General features: G+C 60.9%; 17 protein-coding genes and 1 pseudogene. 11 read left to right on the top strand and 7 right to left on the bottom strand.

Going from position 1 to position 22186, the window contains the following annotated elements:
- Nucleotides 1-11: 11 nt before the first annotated feature.
- Nucleotides 12-1286 carry an MFS transporter gene (locus AB8B31_RS10050; RefSeq protein ID WP_018445325.1) on the bottom strand — a complete coding sequence of 425 codons (1275 nt, stop codon included), beginning with the start codon at nucleotides 1284-1286 and terminating at the stop codon, nucleotides 12-14.
- A gap of 149 nt (nucleotides 1287-1435) precedes the next feature.
- Nucleotides 1436-2245: a putative hydro-lyase gene (locus AB8B31_RS10045; RefSeq protein ID WP_018445326.1), complete on the bottom strand. Its 810-nt coding sequence runs from the start codon at nucleotides 2243-2245 to the stop codon at nucleotides 1436-1438.
- Nucleotides 2246-2352: 107 nt separating this feature from the next.
- Here AB8B31_RS10045 and AB8B31_RS10040 point away from each other — a divergent pair, with 107 nt between their 5' ends.
- From AB8B31_RS10040 to AB8B31_RS10015, 6 genes are all read left to right on the top strand, one after another.
- Entirely contained in the window at nucleotides 2353-3255 is a 903-nt protein-coding gene (locus tag AB8B31_RS10040) for a LysR family transcriptional regulator (RefSeq protein WP_018445327.1), read from the top strand.
- 291 nt (nucleotides 3256-3546) lie between these two features.
- Nucleotides 3547-5250 (top strand): biosynthetic-type acetolactate synthase large subunit, encoded by a 1704-nt coding sequence (gene ilvB, locus AB8B31_RS10035; protein WP_131703159.1) that lies wholly within the window; start codon nucleotides 3547-3549, stop codon nucleotides 5248-5250.
- 245 nt (nucleotides 5251-5495) lie between these two features.
- The gene (locus tag AB8B31_RS10030) at nucleotides 5496-8738 is read left to right on the top strand and encodes an adenylate/guanylate cyclase domain-containing protein (protein ID WP_131703158.1); all 3243 of its coding nucleotides are present in this window, start codon (nucleotides 5496-5498) and stop codon (nucleotides 8736-8738) included.
- A gap of 74 nt (nucleotides 8739-8812) precedes the next feature.
- On the top strand, nucleotides 8813-9493 hold the full coding sequence (locus AB8B31_RS10025) for a peroxiredoxin-like family protein (RefSeq protein WP_047621852.1): 681 nt from the start codon (nucleotides 8813-8815) through the stop codon (nucleotides 9491-9493).
- A gap of 111 nt (nucleotides 9494-9604) precedes the next feature.
- Nucleotides 9605-9946, top strand: coding sequence for a hypothetical protein (locus tag AB8B31_RS10020; RefSeq protein WP_026230521.1), 342 nt, complete (start codon nucleotides 9605-9607; stop codon nucleotides 9944-9946).
- 160 nt (nucleotides 9947-10106) lie between these two features.
- Nucleotides 10107-10634: a YidB family protein gene (locus AB8B31_RS10015; protein WP_131703157.1), complete on the top strand. Its 528-nt coding sequence runs from the start codon at nucleotides 10107-10109 to the stop codon at nucleotides 10632-10634.
- Nucleotides 10635-10662: 28 nt separating this feature from the next.
- Here the strand turns inward: AB8B31_RS10015 and AB8B31_RS10010 are convergent, their stop codons facing one another.
- Nucleotides 10663-12171 (bottom strand): winged helix-turn-helix domain-containing tetratricopeptide repeat protein, encoded by a 1509-nt coding sequence (locus AB8B31_RS10010; protein WP_131703163.1) that lies wholly within the window; start codon nucleotides 12169-12171, stop codon nucleotides 10663-10665.
- Between the two features lie 148 nt (nucleotides 12172-12319).
- Here AB8B31_RS10010 and AB8B31_RS10005 point away from each other — a divergent pair, with 148 nt between their 5' ends.
- The 3 genes from AB8B31_RS10005 to AB8B31_RS09995 all read left to right on the top strand — a co-directional run bounded on the left by AB8B31_RS10005 (nucleotide 12320) and on the right by AB8B31_RS09995 (nucleotide 14770).
- Nucleotides 12320-13486 (top strand): MFS transporter, encoded by a 1167-nt coding sequence (locus AB8B31_RS10005; RefSeq protein WP_131703156.1) that lies wholly within the window; start codon nucleotides 12320-12322, stop codon nucleotides 13484-13486.
- Between the two features lie 115 nt (nucleotides 13487-13601).
- Nucleotides 13602-14090: a MarR family winged helix-turn-helix transcriptional regulator gene (locus tag AB8B31_RS10000; RefSeq protein ID WP_131703155.1), complete on the top strand. Its 489-nt coding sequence runs from the start codon at nucleotides 13602-13604 to the stop codon at nucleotides 14088-14090.
- Complete coding sequence (locus tag AB8B31_RS09995; protein ID WP_113544163.1) at nucleotides 14090-14770, top strand: GNAT family N-acetyltransferase; 681 nt, start codon at nucleotides 14090-14092, stop codon at nucleotides 14768-14770. Before AB8B31_RS10000 ends, AB8B31_RS09995 begins: the two co-directional genes overlap by 1 nt.
- 14 nt (nucleotides 14771-14784) lie before the next feature.
- Here AB8B31_RS09995 and AB8B31_RS09990 read toward each other — a convergent pair whose 3' ends face one another.
- The 3 genes and pseudogenes from AB8B31_RS09990 to AB8B31_RS09980 all read right to left on the bottom strand — a co-directional run bounded on the left by AB8B31_RS09990 (nucleotide 14785) and on the right by AB8B31_RS09980 (nucleotide 18870).
- Nucleotides 14785-17631 (bottom strand): M16 family metallopeptidase, encoded by a 2847-nt coding sequence (locus AB8B31_RS09990; protein WP_131703162.1) that lies wholly within the window; start codon nucleotides 17629-17631, stop codon nucleotides 14785-14787.
- A gap of 246 nt (nucleotides 17632-17877) precedes the next feature.
- A pseudogene (locus AB8B31_RS09985) lies at nucleotides 17878-18276 on the bottom strand (metallophosphoesterase family protein); the annotation flags it as partial.
- Between the two features lie 198 nt (nucleotides 18277-18474).
- Nucleotides 18475-18870: a hypothetical protein gene (locus tag AB8B31_RS09980; protein WP_018242028.1), complete on the bottom strand. Its 396-nt coding sequence runs from the start codon at nucleotides 18868-18870 to the stop codon at nucleotides 18475-18477.
- 145 nt (nucleotides 18871-19015) lie between these two features.
- Here AB8B31_RS09980 and AB8B31_RS09975 point away from each other — a divergent pair, with 145 nt between their 5' ends.
- Both AB8B31_RS09975 and AB8B31_RS09970 read left to right on the top strand, forming a co-directional pair.
- Complete coding sequence (locus AB8B31_RS09975) at nucleotides 19016-19318, top strand: hypothetical protein (protein WP_026230523.1); 303 nt, start codon at nucleotides 19016-19018, stop codon at nucleotides 19316-19318.
- A 143-nt stretch (nucleotides 19319-19461) separates the two neighbouring features.
- Nucleotides 19462-19650 (top strand): hypothetical protein, encoded by a 189-nt coding sequence (locus AB8B31_RS09970; protein ID WP_018242026.1) that lies wholly within the window; start codon nucleotides 19462-19464, stop codon nucleotides 19648-19650.
- Between the two features lie 19 nt (nucleotides 19651-19669).
- On the opposite strand, the gene AB8B31_RS09965 is transcribed toward AB8B31_RS09970, so the two are convergent.
- A complete protein-coding gene (locus AB8B31_RS09965) occupies nucleotides 19670-22042 on the bottom strand; it encodes an alpha-amylase family glycosyl hydrolase (protein ID WP_166480272.1) in 2373 nt (790 codons plus the stop codon).
- Nucleotides 22043-22186 lie beyond the last annotated feature (144 nt).

Here is a 22186-nt window from a genome sequence, read left to right as displayed (position 1 = left end):
CCGGCAAGGCGTCAGTCGGCTGCCAGTTCCTTGCCCTTGGTCTCGGGCAGGATGAAAGCGGCGACGATGACCAGCAGGTAGGCGACGACGGCGAATATGGCGATTGCCTTGCCGAGCGGCATGGTAGCCGTCGCGATGCCCACCAGCGTCGGGTTGAGGGCGGCGACGCCGCGGCCGAAATTATAGGTGAAGCCCTGCCCTGCCGCACGCGTGCGGGTCGGGAAATTCTCGGTCAGAAAGGCGCCCATTCCCGCGAAGATGCCGGAAGCGAAGAAGCCCAGGGGGAAGCCGAGAAATAGCATCAGCGTGTTGTTGATCGGCAGGTAGGTATAGATCACGACAGTGACGATCGCACCGATCGCAAACAGCATGAACTTCTTGCGGCGGCCGATGATGTCGGACAAATAGGCGCCGGTGACATAGCCGAAGAACGAGCCGATGATGATGACGGCGAGGTAGCCGCCGCTACCGATGATGCTCAAGTGCCTTTCCGTTTTGAGGAAGCTCGGCAGCCAGGTGGCGATTGCATAATAGCCGCCTTGCGCACCGGTGGTCATTAACGACAGCAGCATGGTCCGGCCGAGCATCGAGGGTGCGAAGATTTCGGTGATGCGCACGACCTCGCCGGAGGCTTTCAGCTTCTTCTGCGAGGCGGTGTAGACCTCGGGCTCCTGAATGAACCGCCGCACGATAATGGCGAGAATGGCCGGTGCCAGCCCAGCCCAGAAGAGCCCGCGCCAGGCCTCTTCCTGCGGCATCAGGCTGAACAGGACGGTGGACAGCAAAACGGCCGCACCCCAGCCGACAGACCAGGCACTCTGCACCATGCCGACCGCTTTCCCACGGTGCTTGGCTGCGATCACCTCGGCCATCAGTACCGCGCCGGCCGACCATTCGCCACCAAAACCAAGCCCCATCAGCGCACGGCATACGAGAAGCTGTTCGAAATTTTGGGCAAAGCCGCTGAGGAAGGTGAATACGGCGAACCAGATCACCGTGATCTGCAAGGTGCGTACCCGTCCGAAGCGGTCGGCGAGAATGCCGGCAAACCAGCCGCCGAGTGCGGAGGCAAGAAGCGTCACCGTGGCGATGATCCCGACATCGGTGTTGGAAATTGCAAGCGTGGCAATGATCGCCGGTATTGCGAGGCTGTAGATCTGGACATCGAACGCATCCAGCGCGTATCCGGAAAAGCACGCCCAGAATGTGCGTTTCCCCGGCTGCGTCAGTTCACCATACCAGCTTCGCGGCTCGGCACGCGTTGAGACGGCGTAATTGTCTGTCATGTCATTCCCCTTTTCGTTGTTGAGTTTGCCATGGCCCCGCGATTTTCCCAGTTCTTATTGGCGGGGCGTGATTGTCCAATCCTGTTCTAAATTAGATAGTTGGAGCATGGTGTTATCCGAAAACCGCTCATGTTTTTCGGCATCGCGCCCTAGAAAGCGATGAGGGCCGCGTTCGGCTTGTCCGTGACCAACATGCAGCCGGGCGCATGCGTGATTGCGAATTTCGGGCGGGCGGCCTCAATGACGGCTTGCGGCGTCACCCCACATGCCCAGAAGACCGGCATTTCGTCGGGCATGATGCGGGTCGGATCGCCGTAGTCCGGTTGGTCGAGGTTCTCGATGCCGATGGACGCGGGCAAGCCGATGTGAATGGGTGCGCCATGCACTGCGGGCATTCTCGAGGTGATCTGAACCGCCCGGATGGCGTCGGCTGGGGCGAGCGGCCGCATGGAGACGACCATCGGGCCGGAAAACGGTCCCGCCGGGACACATTCGATATTCGTCCGGTACATGGCGACATTGTGCCCTTCGGCGACGTGGCGAAGCCCTATGCCATTTGCGATCAGCGCCTCTTCGAACGAGAACGAACAGCCGATAGCGAAAACCACGAGGTCGTCGCTCCAGAGATCGCTGATGTCGGTCGGCTCGGCGGCCAGTTCGCCACCTTCCCAGACGCGGTATCTCGGCACATCCGTCCGGATGTCGAGATCGACGCCCAGGTCCGGAATGCGCGGCGAACCTTTTTCGGATATGCCGACAAGCGGACATGCCTTCGGGTTGCGCACGCAAAAGCGCAGGAAATCATCCGCCAGCGCGCTCGGCAGGATGGCGAGATTGGCTTGGACGTAGCCGGGGGCGGTGCCGCTTGTTTCCTTCGTCCAGCTGCCATTCCTGGAGGCGGCCCGCATGGCGAGTGGATTGGAGAAAGCCTGCTCCTGACGGGTCGATACTATGTTCATGGAGACACCTCGTTTTCTTCGGATACAAGCATCGGCAAAAACGTGATAATTTCAAATTGTCATTTTTCATGAATATCGATAAATTCCATTTATCGGAGGAGTTGTGCATGGTGGATTTCAAGGCGCTGGAAACGGTGTTGTGGATTGCGCAGCTTGAGAGCTTCCGAGCCGCCGCCGAAAAGCTGAACACGACCCAGCCGGCCATTTCCGTTCGTGTAGCGCAGTTGGAGGAGGAACTCGGGACCCAGCTATTCGATCGGTCTAGCCGGACTTTGTCGGTCACGCCCGCCGGACGACAGGTGCTGACCTATGCCGACCGGCTGCTTCGGCTCCGGGCCGAAATGCTCCACGCAGTCGCCGACCGAACTCATCTCAGCGGTACATTCAAGCTGGGTGTGGCAGAGACGATCGTCCACACGTGGCTTCCGAACTTCCTCGAACAGGTGAGCAACACCTACCCCAAGCTTGCGCTGGAGATCGAGGTCGATATTTCGACCAATCTGCGCGAGCGGTTGATCCAGCAGAAAATCGATCTGGCGTTTCTGGTCGGGCCATTGAGCGCTCCTGCCGTCATTCAACGCCAATTGTGCCGGTTTCCGGTGAGTTTTGTCGCCAGTCCGAAGGTCAAGGCCGATCTCAAGGACGGTTCGCTAGAGGAAATCGCGCGTTGGCCCATCCTCACCTTCGCGCGCAACACCCAGCCCTATGTGCAGGTAACCGAACTGTTTTCCGATCCCGCCCTGCCGATGCCCAGAATCTACGCGAGTTCGTCGCTCGCCACGCTGATCCGCATGGCATTGGACAGTTTGGGCATTGCTGTTATTCCGCCCGCCATCGTCGCGCTCGAACTCGCGGCCGGAAGACTGGTGGCCCTCGATATCTCCCCCAAACTGCCTGATCTTCAATTCGTCGCCGGCTGGCTCGGAACGCCTGACCGGCGTACGTTGGAGGAAGTGGTCGAAATCGCTTCGCGGGCGATAGAACGAGCAGAGTTTGCCTTTGGTCGATAGATTGCGAGCGGTTCGCCCCCTGCCCTTGCGTCGCCACTGACCGAACCACTGATCTCAAAAATTCTCAACCACAGATAAAATCTGCGCAGAGACGTCGTTGACGACGTGTAGATTTGGAGCTAGCTCTATCGGCCATGAAAATCGCAATGGTTCTCGTAGTGGTGATATCGCGCATGGGCAGGACGGTCTGATCGTCCGGCAATAGCCACCCATGCGCCGAAAACAGGTCCCTGACGGGGCCTTTTTTATGCCCCGTCGCACCTATCACTTCACTCACGACGGAACCCAGATATGACCGGCGAGAAAGCCAACTCTTCCCTCAATAACCCTGATCGTCTCATGAACGGCGGCGAGATCGTTCTGCAAGCGCTGCGCGACAACGGTGTCGAACACATTTTCGGTTACCCCGGCGCAGCGGTGCTGCCGATCTATGACGAAATCTTCCAACAGGAGGACATCAAACATTTCCTGGTGCGCCATGAGCAAGGCGCCGGACACGCAGCCGAAGGCTATGCCCGCTCGACGGGAAAGGTCGGCGTCATGCTGGTGACATCGGGACCAGGGGTCACAAATTCGGTCACGGCGCTGCAGGATGCGCTTATGGATTCCATTCCGATCGTCTGCCTCTCCGGTCAGGTGCCGACAAGTCTGATCGGCACGGACGCTTTTCAGGAATGCGATACGGTCGGCATCACCCGCCTCTGCACAAAGCACAATTTCCTGGTCCAACACATCGACGATCTGGCCAAAACGATCCATCTGGCGTTCCGGATCGCGGCGGCCGGTCGAGCCGGCCCTGTTCTCGTCGACATGCCGAAGGACGTGCTCTTCGCCAGCGGCACCTACGTCTCACCTGACAAGGTAGCTCTTCTGCCCAGCTACCAGCCCGCAATGCAAGGCGATCAAAACGCGATCCGGGCGGCTGTCGCATTGATGGCCGAAGCCCGGCGCCCCATCATCTATACCGGCGGCGGTGTCATCAATTCGGGGCCGGCGGCGTCGCGATTGCTGCGTGAGCTCGCCGACCTCACTGGCTTTCCCGTCACCTCCACGCTCATGGGACTTGGAGCCTACCCCGCCACCGGGCCGAACTGGCTACGCGTCGCCGGACAGGGCGGCTCGCACGAAGCCAATATGGCAATCGGCGATTGCGACCTGATGATCGCCATCGGCGCGCGCTTTGACGACCTTGCGACCTCGCGCATCCATGAGTTTTCGCCTCACTCGAAGAAAATCCACATCGATATCGATGCCTCGTCGATCAACAAACGCGTTCCCGTCGATATCGGCATTCAAGGCGACGCCGCGCACGTGCTGGCGGATATGCTCCATGCCTGGCGGTCACTTTCCTCTGTCCCCGACCAGAAGCGGCTGCGGGCGTGGTGGACACAGATCGACCATTGGCGAGCCCGCCATTCGTTTTCCTACGAGCGGCTGGACCATACAATCATGCCGCAACACGCCCTGGAGCGTCTGCATGCGCTGACAAAGCCACACGACCCCATCATAGCCACGGAGATCGGTCAGCAGATGTGGGTGGCGCAGTTCTTCGGGTTCGACAAACCCAATCGCTGGATTACCTCAGGGGGATTGGGGACCATGGGCTTCGGTCTTCCTGCCGCCCTGGGGGCGCAGCTCGCAAATCCCGGCCGCCTTGTCATCGACATTGCGGGCGACGCGTCGGTGCAAACGACGATGAAAGAGCTGTCGACGGCGATACAGCATCAAGCGCCGATCAAGATCTTCATCTTGAGCGACGAGCATCCGGGCATGGCGCGAGAATGGGGTCAAGTGCCGGATGGCAATGGTCGATCGCGCGCTTATTCGGCCTCGCTGCCCGATTTCACCAAGCTCGCCGAAGCCTATGGTGCCATCGGCCTTCGTTGCGAGAGCCCTCGCGAACTCGATGCCAGGATTGAGGAGATGATCAACGTGGACCGGCCGGTGCTCTTTGACTGCCGGGTTGCAAGGCTCGCCGACGCCCATCCGCAGTGACGGCGGATGATCGACACCCCAAAAGCAAGCCGTGCGATCCAGCAGCCGCCGCACGGTAAGTCCATTCGTTCGTGAACGCTCATGACGCCAAGATCGCCGTTCTCGAGCTGCCGAAGCTGTCCCCAGATCCGCGGCTTGTTTAGTGCTTGCGGGCCTGGGGCAGCAGGTCCATGCTTGTCCCCTGTCTGAGGCCTGCTGGTTGCGGCTGAAATAGCCGTACATCGGGGTTTCGTGAGATGCGTCCGATGGAGTGCAGCGGCTGCGGGTTCGATATTCAGAGCGGTTTTGCTTTCTGTCCGCGATGCGGCGCAAAGCAACCACTCTCCTGTGCTGCCTGCGGCCATCCTTGTCAGCCCGATTTTGCCTTCTGCCCCCGATGTGGTGCGTCGATACCAGGCACAGCGCAGCCCGCATCGAAGCCGAAGATCGAGGCGGTCCTGTCGAAATCGGAGGGTGACGCCGACCGGCGGCCGGTGACCGTGCTCTTTGCCGATCTCTGCGGCTTCACGACGCTGAGCGAGCAGATCGACCCTGAAGTCATGCGGGTGCTGCAGAACGAATTGTTCGAAGAGATGACCCAGGCAGTCGAAGCCTATGGCGGCTTCGTCGACAAATTCGTCGGCGATGCGCTGCTGGCGCTGTTCGGCGCGCCGGTCGCTCATGAGGATGATCCCGTCCGGGCGCTCGGTGCCGCACTTGATATGATCGGTCGGGCGACGCAGGTCGGCGAGCGCTGGCATGCACGCGCCGGTGTGCCGCTGCGTCTGCATATCGGCATCAATAGCGGCCCTGTCGTCACGGGTGGCTTCGGTGCGGTCAGTACAAAATCCTATTCCGTGACCGGCGACACGGTGAACACCGCCCAACGCCTGCAGTCCATGGCCGGCGAAAACGATATCCTCGTCGGGCCGCTGACCTATCGCCTCACCCGCCACGCCTTTGCCTTCGAGAGTCTCGGCGCGCAGGCGTTGCGCGGCAAAAGCGGAAACGTCCTTGTCCATCGGCTGACCGGGCTGTCGGAAGCGCCGCATACGGCGCGCGGGCTCGAGAGTCTCGGCCTTCAGGCACCGCTGATCGGACGGGATACGGAAATGTCGCGGTTGCTGACATGCCTCGACCTTGCCTGCGGCGGCGCGGCGCAGCTTGTCCGGCTGATCGGCGAAGCGGGCATCGGCAAGTCGCGGCTGGTCAACGAATTCGTCGCAATTGCCGGCAGTGCTGCCCGTTTCCAGGGCCTCGCCATCCGCAAAGCGACCTGCTCTCCGCTCGGCGAACAATCCTATGGCACGCTCGGCGCGGTGGTGCGCAGCGCCTACGGCATCGGCGAGCGGGATGATCTCGACAGGGCGCGGCAATTGCTGGCAACGGGGTTCCGCGCGCTCGATCTGACCCAGGATGAGGTCGAGGGACTTTTGCCGCTGTTTCTACATGTCCTCGGCCTCGGCGATCCCGATGGCGCGTTGCGGTACATCGAGCCGGAGCAGTTGCGGCGGCAGATCTTCTATGCCGTCCGCACCGTCTTCGAGCGGCGGCTGGCGCAAGGTCCGCTGCTGCTTGTCATCGAGGATCTGCACTGGGCGGACGCCACCTCCCTGGAAGTGCTTCGCTTCATGATGGACCGGCTGGAGCGCAGCCGGTTGATGCTACTTGCGATCTACCGGCCGACATCGCAGACCGACCCTCTGGACTCCAATCGTGTCAGCGTCACCGTGCAGCGTCTTGCCCCACTCTTTGTGGCCGACGGGCAGAAGCTGCTTGCTGCGTTTTTTGGCGTGGATCATGGCAAGTTGCCGGCCACGATGCGCAAGCGCATCCTCGACCGCGCCGGCGGCAATCCGCTTTTCATCGAAGAAATCCTTCGGGCGTTGATCGACATGGGCACGTTGCACAATGACGGCCAGCGCTGGCATGTCGCAGCGGAAGACACGGATGTCGATATCCCGGTGAACCTGCAAGCCCTGTTGCTTGCCCGCGTCGATCGTCTGCCACAGGAGATCAGACGGCTGGCGCAAGAGGCGGCAGTGGTCGGCCCGAAGTTCGATACCGCCCTGCTCCGCACCGTCGCCACAGAGCCGGCCGCCATCGATGCTGCATTGGATCATCTCTGCGATGCCAATATCATCGAAGAATTGCGCGGGCCCGATGCGGGGCAATCGCCGGGCTATCGCTTCAGCCAGACGCTGATGCACGACGTCATCTATCACAATCTCCTGCTGCAACGGCGCATGGAACTTCATCGACGGATCGGCCAGGTTCTGGAACGTCAATATGGCGCAGCACCCGACCGGCCCGAACACCTGGCGCAGCTCGGCCATCACTTCAGCCTGACCACAGAAAGGGCCAAGGGGGCCAGCTATCTGATGGCGGCGGGCGATCTGGCGCGCAAAACCTACGCCAATGACGATGCGATGCGCCTCTATCGTCAGGCCCTTGCCGCGCTGGCAAACGAGGTGGAGGTTACACCAGAGCAACTCGCGCTGCTGGAGCGTCTTGCCGATCTCTGCGGTCCCGCCGGTCTCCGCGACGCTGCCTTGAACCACTATCAGCGAGCGCTTGCGATCCACCGCAACAACAACCCTATCGCCGCAGCGCGGATATTGCGCAAGGTCGGCCGTTTGCATCTCGATGCAGGACGCCGCGATCAAGCGGAGACACATTTGGCCGAAGCCGAAGCAATAATCGCAACAATCGATGCGCCGGTCGAACGTGCACATGTCCTGCAGGAGCGCGGCCATCTGGCCTTCCGCATGGGGGATCAGGCCGCTGCCGCCGAGTGGGCGACGCTGGCACTGCAATCCCTGCAAACGCTGCCGATCGACGGGACGACCGAGGCCGGACGGGAGACGGCGCGAGCGATGGCGGAGGCGCTGAACACCAAGGGTGCGGCCTTTGCGCGGCTCGGACGTCGCCGCGAGGCCGTGCAGGAAGTGGAGCGCAGCCTCTCGGTCGCCGAAAAGGCCGATCTGCAAAGTGCTGCCTGTCGTGCCTATTCCAATCTCGGCGTTCTCTACACGATTGTCGATCCGGCCAACGCCATCAAGATCTGCCGGCGCGGACTGGAGCTTGCGACCCGTATCGGCGATCTCGGCTTCCAGGCGCGGCTTCTCGCCAACCTCGCAGTTGCCTGTTGCACCTTCACCGATCGCTGCGCTGCCGAGGGTGTACCGGCTGCGGAAAAGGCCGTCGAAATCGACCGGGCACTCGATCAGCGCGACCATCTCTCCGTACCGCTGATCGTGCTGGGCCAAATTCATCAATGCCACGGGCAGCCGAAGCTAGCTCGTAAGTATTACGAGGAAGCCCTTGAGGTTGCGAAGGAAATTGATGAACCTCAACTGCTCTTTCCGTGCTATGATGGCTTGGCGACACTCAGCCTTGAGCATGACGACATGGACGAGGCGGAACGGTATTTCACCCTGGCACAGGATGTGTGCATCCGCCACAACCTCGATCCTGGCACGCTCGTCGTCCTGCCGTTTCTCGACTGACTTGCCCTCGTTTCAGTGATCGCCGGAGATCGATTAGGCAAATCGATTCAACAATATAAAGGGAGGAACGAAACATGCATGAGAACCACGCCGGAAGACCGCTAAAGCCGGGAGATCGCGCGCCGAACGTGGTGCTGGACGCAATCACCCGCCAGGGCAAGGTCGCCATCGACGATTTTCGCGGCCAGAAACCGGTGCTCGTCGGCTTGTTCCGCGGACTGCATTGCCCGTTCTGTCGCCGGCAGATTGCCGCCATGGCCGAACTCACCGATGCCTTGCAGGAGAAAGGCATCGACAGCCTGACCGTTGTCAACACGCCGATCGACCGCGCTCGCCTCTATTTCCGCTACCATCCGCTTCCCAATCTGCTGGCGGCCTCGGATCCGGAACGGGTATCGCACAAGGCCTTCGGCCTGCCGAACCTTCAGTTTACCGAAGACGAGAATGACTGGCCGCACAAAATCAGCATGAGTGCGGTGACGTCGATGCGCATCGACATGCCGGACGAGCTTCCAGCGCCCATGGACCTGATGGCGGCGGTGGACTACCTCGACAAGGCGGACGGCTATGAATTCACCGAGGACGACAAGCAGATGATCGCCACCGGCCACGGCCAACTTGTCGGCGAATTCCTGCTCGATCGGGATGGAATCGTGCGCTGGTGTTTCACGGAAGTGGAGGAGGATGGTCGCCATATGTTCGGCGGTCCCGCCCCTCGGGAAGTGATGTCGGCAGCGTCGAATATGGCTGTCTGAAGCGAATGATCTGGGACGGCGCGGCGTGCCCGCGCCCATTCCACTTATCTTGAGGAACAAAACTCGCATGTCGATGTTGTCCTTGCGATGGCATGGCCATGGGAGGTACTCATGCGGAAATCACTTCAGTTCATACTCATCGGCTCGGCGGCCTTAACCGGGTTGACGATCTCGCCGACGATCGCGGCGGCGCAAGATTTGGAGTTGCGTGTCGGCCCCGGTGGCCTCGGCGTTTACGAACGTGATCGCGACCCTGATCGATACGACCGATATGACCGGCGCGGACCACGGGGCTGCGATCCTGATGACGCTCTCGACATCGCACGCAGCGAAGGGTTTCGCAGGGCACAGATCGTACGCATGTCTTCCCGCACTATCGTAGTGCAAGGGATGACGCGCCGTGGACCGGAACGAATGACCTTTGCAAACAGGCGAGGTTGCCCGGAAATATGACCGCTGCGTGAGCAACGAGGTGGACGGCCGGGCCTTCGAGGCCGCAAACGAATGCGGACGGCGCGGCCTTGTTTCCAAACCGGCGCGGAACCTTTGAGCACTCAGGACATTGCGTCCTTGCGGCGCGCCGCGCTGCAGGAGCACCATAGGAGGATTCATCATGATGAGCGGTCAATTGAAGGCGCTTCTCGCCGTCCTTGCCGTTGCCGGCTACCAAAACAGAGGCAAGATCGGGGAGCTCCTGCGGGGCATCCAGAACCCTCAGCAGGCGGGCGCAGGAAACCAGCAGCCCGGCGGGCTTGGGGGCCTTCTTGGCGGACTGGGCGGTTCGGGCGGTCTCGGCGGCCTTCTCGGTGGGCTGACATCAGGCGGTATCGTCAGCGGTGGTCTCGGCGACCTGCTGAAGACGTTTCAGCAGAATGGTCAGGGTGACAAGGTGGAGTCGTGGATACAGCCCGGTCCGAATGCCGACATCGATGACGGCCAGCTCGCGGAAGCACTAGGTCCGGACGTTCTCAACGAGATCGCTGCCAATACCGGCCTTTCGCATCAGGAGATTCTTGGGCGACTGAAGCGCGATCTTCCCAAGGCTGTCGACGACCTGACCCCAAACGGAAAACTGCCCACCGCCGAAGAGGACTTTTTGTCTTCCGCGAGCCAATCAACTGCGCGGCCCGGCACCGTCTAGATCGAGCCGTCTTCGAGGCACGCCGGCGTCACCCCGGAAGCCCCGCCTTGCGGTAGCCGTCAACGAAATGCGCAAGCGTCCGAGCGTCGCGGAAGGGTTCCGTCGCGGCCCAGTGGCGGGTTGAAAAATGCGGGTTGGCGACGAGGAACAGTTCGGCCTCGGCGCGAGCCTCATCGAGCCGGCCCAGTTGGGCAAGACTTGCCGCCAGAAAACGGCGTGAGCTTGTCCGATAGGTCTCGTCCCTGCGCAGCGTCTCGACGGCGGCTTCGTATTGGCCGGCGGCATATTGCGCCTGGCCGAGCGCCAGATAGTACCAGCTTGCCGGAAACGGGTTCAGCCGGAAGGCCTTGGCAATATGCTCAAGACCTTCCCCGACCCGCCCGGCCAAGACCGCAATGTCGGATAGTGCCGCAAAGGTGTCGGCCTCGTTCGCGTCGAGTTCGATCGCCTTGGCGAATTCCGCATCCGCCTCGGCAAAGCTGCGCTCATAGGCAAGCAGGTAAGCCAGGATCCAGCGGCAGCCGGCATCATTAGGATCGATCGCGACGGCCTTGCGCACCAGCTCCAAAGCTAGGCTACGGGTGGGTTGCGTTGGTCCGCCGGAATGCACCTCTCCCATCCAGTGGTTCATGGCAAGCCAGCGATAGGCCTCGGCATAGTTGGGATCGAGGGAAATCGCGCGCGTCAGCATCAGATGCGCTTCCCGCGCCGTCTGCGGCGTATCATCCATCAGCCTGCGCGCCCGCACGCAGAGATCGTAAGCCTCGAGATTATTGGGCCGATTGCGCGATGGCGGTGCCCGCAGCCGCCCGAGCAGCGCTTCGACGATCTTGCCAGTCACCTCGTCCTGAACGGCAAAGATATCTTCGAGGCTGCGATCGAAGCGTTCCGCCCATAGATGATCGCCACTTGCCGCATCGACCAGTTGAGCGTTGACGCGCACGTGCCCTGCTACGCGTCTTGCGCTTCCCTCCAGAAGGTAGCGCACGCCGAGCTCCTCGGCGATCTCGCCTACGTCCCTCGCCTTTCCCTTATAGGCGAAGGCCGAGTTGCGGGCGATGACGAACAGGCCCGGTATCCTGGACAGGTCGGTGATCAGGTCTTCGGTCAGCCCATCCGTGAAGGATTCCTGTTCGGGATCGTTGCTGATATTCACGAAGGGCAGCACCGCGATCGATGGTTTGTCAGGCAGCGGCAAAGGTTTTCGCTTCACGCCGCCAAGTTGATTGATGGCGCCTATGAAGCGGTAGCCGACGCGCGGCACCGTGGAGATCCATTCGCCGCCGTCACCGGTCGGACCGAGCAGCTTGCGCAGTTGCGCGATCTGAACGGTGAGGTTGCCTTCCTCGACCGCCCTGCCCGGCCACGCCGCATCCATTAACTCGGCCTTACCAAGGATTTCGCCGGGCCGCCCGACGAGTGCGGCAAGCAGCATTACCCCGCGGTGGCCAACGGCAACGGGATCATCGTTCCGAAGAAGCGTTCCCGCGGCCGGATCAAGCACGAATGGTCCAAAGGCAAAACGCGATCCCTGCATGGGGCGCATCTATAGTCCCTTTGGACGTTTTTGAGAACTTTTTGGGAAAACTTAAGTACGGCATTCCCGGCCTCCTGCAGAATTCATCCTCTTTGACGTTGTGGCTTTCTCGGCCCTTCAAACCATACGGTCTGACGAGGACATCTGCATGACTGCCGAAAGCATCACATCAGCGCGCACTGATCGGATCCCATGGGCCGCGATGGCGGGTATCATCGCGACCGTCACGGTATTCGCCGTGGCACAGGGGCTGACCTATCCGCTGCTCAGCTTCATCCTGGAGCGGCAGGGAACGACATTTGGCCTGATCGGCCTGTCGGCGGCGATGACGCCGTTGGGTTTTATCCTATCCGCGCCCTTCATTCCGGCGCTGTCGCAGTGCCTGGGCGGGGCGCGGCTGGCGATCCTTTGTTCGATCCTGACTGCCCTCACCCTGATTACGATTGCCTGGATGCAGGACATCTGGGCCTGGATGCCGCTGCGCTTCCTGCTCGGCTTCTTCGCCAATCCGCTTTACGTGATCAGCGAAACCTGGTTGATTTCGATCACGCCGGCGCCGCGCCGGGGCCGGATCATGGGCCTCTATTCATCGATCGTTTCGGGTGGCTTCGCCATCGGCCCGCTCTCCCTCGGCCTCACTGGCACCGAGGGATGGCCGCCCTTCATGATCGGCATTACGGCCTTTCTTCTTTGCGGCCTGATCGTGCTTGCCGTCGCCGCTCGCCTGCCCGAGATGCCTAACGAAGGCGAGGCAACCTCGGTCGGAGGCTTCTTCGTATTGGCGCCGCTGCTGCTGTTTGCGGTTTTCACGGCCGCCGCCTTCGAGCAGATTCTGCTTTCCCTGTTCGCGGTCTATGGCTCCGCACTCGGCAGCGCCGAGGGACGCATCGCGTCGCTCATCACCTGTTTCATCGCAGGCAATGCCGCGCTGCAGATTTTGCTCGGGCGGGTCGCCGAACGGTTTGGCTCGATGCGGATGATGTTATTCTGCGTCCTGGCTTGCCTGGCCGGCTGCCTGCTGCTGCCGTCGGTCTTCACCACGTGGCTTATCTGGCCGCTGGTGTTCGTCTGGGGCGGGGTCTCGTTCGGGATCTACACCCTGTCGCTGATCCAGCTCGGCGAGCGTTTCACCGGTCAGGCCCTGATCGCCGGTAACGCGGCCTTCGCCTTGGTATGGGGCATCGGCGGCATCGTCGGCTCGCCCGCGACAGGACTGGCGATGCAACTGATCGGACATCAGGGTCTGCCATTGTCACTTGGCCTGCTCAGCTGCGTGCTGGCGGTGTTTCTGATGACCAGGAAATGGCGGGGCTGATAGAGGCACTTGCTCGTGCTACCCTTCCCCTGGTCTCATCTGCCGACCACCTTCGAAGAATTGCAATTTAATTCATAACATGTTATATAACATCCAATGCAAATGGAGAGTCGGCATGGTCGAGGATGTGGTCCGGACGCTGGGGTTTCTCTGCATGGGCAGCCGGCTGCGGCGCATCGGAGAAAGGCTGCAGGCCGATACGCAGCAGGTCATCGACGAGGCCGGTCTCAGCATCCAGGCGGGCCAGTATCCGTTCCTTGCAGCGATCGACCGGGCCGGACCGCTGACGATCGGAGAGCTTGCGCAGGCGGTGGGCATCACCCAGCCCGGCGCAACGCGGACCACCGGCCAGCTTCTCGAACTCGGTTACGTCGACATGCAGCCGGCGCCGGACGATCAGCGTCGCAGGCTGGTCTCGCTGACCGACAAGGGACAGGAGTTCGTCGATCATTCGAAGAAGGTGATCTGGCCGCGCATCGCCGCCGCCGTTGCCGATCTCTGCGGCGATCTCGACGGGCCGATCCTCGAACAGCTGGCCGCCATCGAGGACGGGCTTGCGGTGGCGCCGCTTGCGCGCCGCAGCCCTGTTAAGGAGGAAGGATGATGAAACATATTCTCGACCGGCCGATCTGGAGCGCACTGGAGACCGCGCATGCCGACCTTGCCGAAGGCAATGAGAAGGCACGGCGATACCCGCCGTCAATCGTCCCCTTCGCGGCGTCCGCCGACGATGCGCCGGAAAGCCTCGACGCCCTGGAGGAACTGCCGGCGCCGGAGGAGAGCATGATCCTCGTCGAAGCCGGGCCGATCGCCATTCCACCGAGCCTGGCTATCGTCACAGAGGCATCGGTGGTCCAGATGGTGGCCGAGCGGCCCCATGAGAGGATTTCAGATCCCCGCATCGAGCCCCTGACGGAGACCGATGCCGCCGACATGCTGGCGCTGGCGACACTGACCAAACCCGGGCCGTTCACCCTGCGAGCCCAGAGCCTCGGCAGCTTCTGGGGGATCAGAAGCGAGGGCCGCCTGGTGGCGATGGCCGGGCAGCGGATGCGGCAGACTGGCTTTACCGAGCTTAGCGGACTTTGCACCCATCCCGATTTCCAGGGGCGCGGCCTCGGCACCCTGCTCTTCCGTTTCGTCGCCGGCGAAATCGCGTCCACCGGCGACACGGCCTATCTACATGCCTATGCGGCGAATACCTCGGCCATTTCCCTCTACGAAACCCAGCGCTTCGCTCTTCGCTCGGAAATGAACATGCGCGTGGTCAAACGCCGTTCGTGAGCGGAGCTCACGACCTATCGTACCGCCGCCGGCAGCACCTCGAATTTCCAGAATTTTTCAGGGCTGAAATAGGCCGTGGCAAACGCGCGGATATCCCCGGCAGTGACCTTGCCGTAGCCGCTGAGACTATCGCGTATCCGGTCTAAACGACGAGAATCCTCTTGGGCGTGGTGCAGGTATGCGATCCAATATTCGTTGCTCTGCTGCTGATGCTTCAATGTCTCGATGATGGGTTCCCGGGCGCGCGCGAGCTCGTCTTCGGAGACGTCATGCGACCGCAGATCATTGGCGGTCTCGTCGACAAGTGCATAGAAGCGCGCAACCTTTGCCGGGTCGGTCTCGACGTAGAAATATGCGTAGCCGTAGCCCGGGATTTCCCTTGACAGGTCAACGTCGCCCTGCACGGCATAGCTTGAGCCTTCTGCAATGCGAAACTGGTCGATCAGCCTGTTTTGGATAATCTGGGTGGCAATATTGGCGGTGAAGGACCGGGGCAGATCGGAGAGCAAATCGCCGATGGAAGCTCCTACCGCGGCGGCGGCGTTATCCGCCCTGCCGTTATGGGTCTGCAAAACGGGCTTCTCGGTCGTCGCCGGAAAGCGCACGTCGTCCCGATCGTTGCTCAAGGCCGTCTCCGGGCGCGGCGGCAAAGCGCCAAAGGTTTCAGCCGTCAGGCGGATTGCGTCGTCCACGGTTACGTCGCCGACGATGGTGATGTCGATCGGGCCATTGGAAACCATAGGCCGGAACAGCGCCGCGAATTCGTCTGGCTTGGCGGCGGACAACTGCGCGCGGTCGGGGAAGGTCCAGCGCGGGTCGCCGGAATGCACGAGACCTGCGAAGTCGCGGCTGAAAACGCCGCCGGGCGACGCGTCATACTGATCGAGGCCGCTCAAATAGGCCTGCTGCACACGCTTGAACGCCTCGGGGCGATAGGCGGGATCGGAGGTGTATGCGCTCATCAGCTGCAACTGCGTCGCAAGATCTTCAGTCCGTGTACGACCGTCGAACCTGAAGGAACTGTCGCCGACCGAGAAGTCGACGCCGACAATGTTGGCCGTCAGCGCTTTCTGTATATCCTGGTAATCCATAGCCTTTACGCCAGACAGCACGACGGCCGGAGATGCCCAGATCGCGGCGGAACGGTCGTGCGGCAGGTCCAACCGACCGCGGCCGATATCTTCGCGCACCAGCACTTCATTGGCACGCAGCTTGGTTGGCTTGACGGTAAGCCGTACGCCGTTGGAAAAGCGCAACATGGTCAAGCCGAGATCTTCAACCGCACGACGTTTGACGACAGCGCCCGGTTCGCCGAAATGGGTGTAGGGCCAGGCCACGTCAGTTGCACCGGATGGTGCCGAGACGGCAATGGCCTTTGAAGCGTCATAGACCTGCCGAACCGTGTCGGCTCCGCCCTCAGGTGATTGGTCCGCCTGCAGCACGACCTGCGGACCGTTGCCGGAGAAAGCACGCTCCAGGGCCTGATTGACCTCATCCGCCGTGACGCCGTTCGTCATCGTCTCGAACATCGAGAGGTCTTCGGCGGGTGAGGTGAAGACTTGATCGTCATCGACGCTGCGAGCCAGCATGGAAGCAATGTCGGTGGTCATCCGCGTCGCGGCTCCGGCCGCAGCAGCTTGCAGGGCCGAGCGATATTCGCGGATTTCGCGATCGATCTCCGCCTGCGCAACGCCGAACTCCTGGATCCGGCGCTGTTCCTGGTCAATGGCAGTGAGCGCCGCCTGCCATTTGTCCGGCTCCGAATTCGCCGCGATCAGGACGACATGGGCGGAATCGAGGAGATCCTGGGAGCCGACGTCCGCACTGATGAAAGGGGCATCCGCCTTGCTGGCGATGGCGCTCACCCGACGTTTGAGCACCAGGAAACCGAGATCCTCAATAAGCCCAGCGCGGCGCTTGGCGAAGGTGTCAGGCGCGGCGTCATAGGGACGCGTCCAGGCGATCTGTATACTGGTCATGCCGCCGGGAACGACGATGACCTCGGCGCTTTCGCGTTTCGTCACAAGCGCGCCAAGATCCGGTTTTGTCGGCGCCGGACCCACGGCCTTCCAGTCGCCGAAGCGCTGCCGGATTTCGACTTCCATGGCGGCGGGGTCGATATCGCCCACCACTATCAGGGTTGCCCGGTCGGGTCGGTAATTGGCCAGGTAAAAATCACGGACGAGGTCTACGGGCGCATTGCTGATGATGTCGGCTTTACCGATCGGTGCGCGCATGGTCGCGCGCTGGCCGGCGAGCAGCGAATTCATGATTCCGAGTGATGCGCGATACTGCGGCGTGTCGCGCAACCGCTCCTCCGACAGGATGACGCCGCGTTCGCGATCAAAGGCGCTGGCATCGAGGGTCAGCTCGCTCGCGGTGTCGCGCATCAGCATCAGACCCGTCGAAATTGTGTCTGCATCGACCTCGGGCAGATCGAGCGCATAGACGGTCTCGTCATAAGAGGTATGGGCGTTGGTGTCCGGTCCAAAGGCCAAGCCCTTGCGCTGCAAGATACGGACCATCTCCCCTTCGGCGACATGTGTCGAACCCTTGAAGGCCATGTGCTCGAGAACATGCGCCAGGCCCTGCTGGTCGTCGTTTTCGTCGAGCGAACCGGAGCCAATGCGAAAGCGGATAGCTGCCTGTCCGGGCGGCGTGACATTGCGCATGATCGCAAACCGCATACCGTTGGCGAGCGTGCCAAAATGCACGTCGGACTCGGCTTGGATGTCGCTTTGCGTTTGCGGCCAGGGCACGGACGGGGTGTCCGCATAGGCTGGCAACGCGAAGTTTGCGACAAGGGAGGCCGCCGCTAAAATCCGCCACGCCGTGGAGCATTCCATTTTTTTGTGAGACATTCTTGTCCAGGTGATGAGAATGAAGTGGGTAGATGGCGTCAACCTGACTATTCCACAGGTTGCATTCCCCAGCAACTTCCATGTGTATGAATAAATAAGAAGTCGATAACTCTGCCTAGAACAGGATGATTTTAGGCCCGGTCGGCCTAAAATCTGAATCCTGTTCTCAATTAAAGAGTTAAGCATGATGTCGTCCGAAAACGCTCACACTTTTCGGCATCATGCTCTGGGTGTCAGATCATTGTCATCGAACTGAGCCTCCTCCTCGTCATCCTCATGACCGAGAAGCAATGAGTTCAACCCGATGAAGCGCCAGCCGGCCGCATCCTCCAGCCAGCGGTCGTCGCCGGCAAGGCTGCGCCAGCGGGAGAGCCGCTCGGCATTGACGGGCTGGTCCGATCCCTTGAGGTGGCCGACATCGTGATTACCGGGGACGATCAGCATCGGGATCGACAGCTGGCGCATCAGATCCATCGAAAAGGTGATGTCTGCGTCTTTGTCGGCGCCGTCGACGGTGAGATCGCCGGTATGGACGATCAGGTCTGCGCCGGTCTCTTCGATCCAGGTCAGAAGCGGCGCCCAGTTGCCGTTGAAATGCGGCTTGTCTGGGCTGAAGTGGGTGTCGGTGATCTGAATGATTTTCATGGGCGCGTCTCCGAGACGTCGGCAGCGCGTCACCCGCGCCCCTTCTCGTGCCCTCTCTAGAAGGCTCCCATGTCAATCACACACCTGATGTTTTCAGCTGTTTCTCAGTTTTGACATCAATCTGTCACGTAAGAAGAAGGCTGCCCGCGGGAACCGGGGCAGCCTTCGCCTGCATTTGGAATTGAGATCGCGGCGAAATCAATGCCGTGGCGCGTTGGCGGGAATGGACGACACCGTTGCCGAGACCGGGTCGCTTGCAGGAAAGCTGTCCTCGAGGCCCTCGTTGAGCTCCTCCTCCAGCGTTTGCCTGTCGCCGGCCGAACGCGCACTCGGCTGGCCGATCAAACCCTTGCTGCCTTCGTCGAAATTGCCGTTGCTCAAGGCATCGTACCGGTTGATGCTGCCATCTGCTTCACGGTCGGCAAAAGAGGTCAGCTGAACCATCATGACCTTGGCGTGATCGACCGCCGTCTTGTCGTCGAGTTCGCCGTGAGAGTTATCAATTTTGACCGAAATCGATTCTCCTCCTTCGCCTAAAAATTCTACGGTGAAAATGTCGCCGGCCTGTGTCACTCGCGTATCGATCAACTGCATGGAAACCTCCTGTGTTCATGCCTCTCAACGGCAAGCAAGCTCCGGAGTTCCATTTCAAAGCTAGCGATCGGCCCTCGGGACAATGGGCCAGCTCGGAACAAAAAGCGGCTATTCGAGTTCACACGCAGTTCAACAGGTCGCATCCATGCCGAAATTGCCGCTGTCGCCTTCCGAGAAACGCTCGTTCTCCAATATTCCCGCAGACCAGAAACTCGCTTTGATATCGAGCTATTCGGAGGCGCTGCGTAAGCTCGCCAGATCGACCGAAGCGGTCGGACGAGCCGACATGCTCCCCAAGCTGATCCAGGTGGCGGACGGGCTGGACAGTATGGCAACCGCGATTGCCGAGACGGAGGCCGGAGCCGAGGTGATGGCGCGCGCAGCGCGGCTGATCCGCGCGACCGAAGGGATGCTGGCATCGATGTCCTCGTCATCAATCGTCCACTAGCGTCACCCTTGCGAGAATGACGGGATCGATGCGGCGATACCCTTGCCCTTAAGTTTTATGGTTAATTTATTAATAATTCCGGGTTTATAAACGGAACCAGACGGCCTTTTCGAGTGTTGATGGTGCGCCGTGGAGGAACCCTGATGATCCTGAAAATTCTTGCCCCCAAGCTCGATGCCGATTGCCATGACACCGGCACCTGGCCCGACGGGATCTTCGCCGAAAACCGGATCGATCTGTCCGCTCGCGGCGACGGCCGCCGCCGCTCACCGCATGAGCGCGACTACGGCAAAGACAGGAAGGTCGAAAATCTACCGTTCGGCTTCGTCTGACCGTTCCGGTCGTGGCGCGTCACAGCCTGCGAAAGACCAGAACGCCTGATGCCGGCAGCACGGCATCGAGCACTCCTGCTGTGGCTCGAATTCTTCCGCCGCCGTTGCCGACGTTCCAGCCGCCATATTTGTGAGCATCGGTATTGAAGATCTCCTCCCAGAGATCATCCCCCAGACGTTCGCTGTGCAGCCGGTAGCCGTGTTCGAAGGGAGCGTCGTTCAGCGACCCCACGACAAGGAAATCCTCGCCGTCATCCCATCGATGAAAGGCAATCACGCGATTTTCGTCGTGAACCAGGGGAATGGCGATATTGCGCGAGCGAATGGCGTCCTGATGGATGCTGAGCGCGATCAGATCGCGATAACAGCTGACCATCCCTGCGCCGCTACCTTCCGCTTCGCCGAGAATATTCTCCCGGTTCTCGAGGAAATCATTGTAGCGATAGGGCTTCTGGGCGCCGATCTCCTCGCCCATGAAAAACATCGGCGTCCCCGGCGACAGCAGCGTCATCGCCGCCGCGAACCTCGATCTCGCCTCCGCCCATGCCCGGGTCTCGCCGACAATAGGCGCGAAATTGACCGCAATAACCGCGGTTCGTGCCGATCCTTCACGATTACCGCAATCGTCATGCGACTGGTTGTAGACCACCTTGGATCGCGCGCTCGTCTGCAATGCGCCGGCAAAAGACGACATGGTCAAAGCCCGCTTGTCTCCGAAACCGGCATTCTTCAATAGCTGCGCCTGTGCGCCGCCGTGATATTCGACGAGGTTGTGATGAAAATCGCCGTACCAGGTGGCATCGAAGCCGAGTCCGTCGCCGGTCAGGCTTGGTTCCGTCATCGCCGACCAATCCGAATAGTCTTCAGCCGTCAGGAAAAGCTGTGGCTTGATCAGCCGCATCGTGCGGGTCCACTGCTTGAGAAACTTGGCGCCGAAGGCGGCAGCCCGATCGGCGCGCCGGCCGTCGGCATGGAGGACCGGATATTGATGGATCGAACTCGTCTGATCCAGCCGGAAACCATCGATGTGGCAGACGGAGACGAGAAATGCCGCGCTCGAAATGAAAAGCTGGCGGACGGCTTCCTCATCAAAGCGAGGCGCCCACCCCGTGGAGATATTGTCGATGTAGCCGCCTCTGGGATCGGCGTAGTCGCCGGGATTTCCCTCATACCAATAGTAGATATTGCGGGTGTGATCGTTGGAATCATAGGACCATTGCGCCCGCTCGCCATCCGGATCGAAATGGTTGTAACAGACATCGAGGATGACGGCGATGCCGCGCTGGTGGCAGACCTTGACGAACATCTTCAGCCGGTCGGTGCCGCCGGCCCCCTGGTCGGCGGCAAAGAAATGCGAGGTGCCGTAGCCCCAGTTGGCCCGGGTCTCGAATTCCGCGATCGGCAGCAATTCCACGGCGTTGACGCCGAGCGCCGAGAGATGCTCGACGAAGGCGATGGCATCATCAAGCGAGCCGGGCGCGGCCTTGCCGAAACCGAGGGCGCCGACGTGCAGTTCATAGATCACCAGATCCTCGAGCCGATCCGGAAGCTTTCGACCTCCGGCGAATTCGTCAGCCCAGAACGCCTCGGCGGCAAGCTCCTGCCCGGACGGGAGCACCACCCGCTTCGGGTCGCAGACGACCGAACAGCTTTGCGGTCCGTCCAATGCCGCCGGTGATCCGTGATAGGTTGCTCCATCGGGATCAAAGTCTCCGGCGCCAATCTGCATGAGGGACCAGATATCGGTGCGGTAGACGAGCGATCCATCATCCTTGGTAACGCGGTACATGTACGGCGTGCCGACCATGCTGTCGAAATCTAAAAGGCCATCATCGTCGCCGGTTTCGGCGATCCAGAATCCGTCGACGGTTCTTCGCATTTTGATGGTTGCTACCGCTCCGGTGCCGTCATCGGCGATATAGCCGATGGCCGGATCGGCCAGGACCAGCAAGACATCCCGGGCGTTCGGCGCCCAGACCGAAAAGCGGATGCCATCGGCTGCGTCGCGCTTTTCAACCCGGTTCGCTCCCAGGCGGCCGATCCATGTCAGATAATAGGTCTGCGGCCCTATCCCCTGCTGGAGATCGAACGAGCGTTCGCGACGCGACGAGGCCTCGTCGTCTAATTCGCCGGCGATCGCCCACAGGCTTGAAGCGCCGGGTCGACCCGGTTCGATCCCCCATCGAAAATGCGTGCCGATCTCGTCATCGGGAAAGGGAACCCTGATGACAAAGACATCATAGCCATCCTCGTCACGAGAGCGCTGCATAGGAACAGACGTCCAATCATTCGAGGGGTGACCTTGCTCGTCCCAACTTCCGCGGAGACGGACATTGTCGAACGCCAATAATGGCAAGCCGCTGCGAAACCGGAATTGAACATTGACGGTCATCGCATCCTCCAAAACCATGTCGGATTTCGCCAGACTCTGCCTATGGGCCGTCCCACTCGCGCATGATCAGCCGGCCGAACGAAAAAATGCAAGCGCAGATTACATAATAAATACAATCCGAATTGAGCCACATTCGCAACAATA

Source organism: Rhizobium sp. 62_C5_N11_2, from assembly GCF_051811185.1.
In the GTDB taxonomy this organism is placed as follows: Bacteria; Pseudomonadota; Alphaproteobacteria; order Rhizobiales; family Rhizobiaceae; genus Rhizobium; species Rhizobium leguminosarum.
This window is presented reverse-complemented; position numbering and strand designations above follow the sequence as displayed.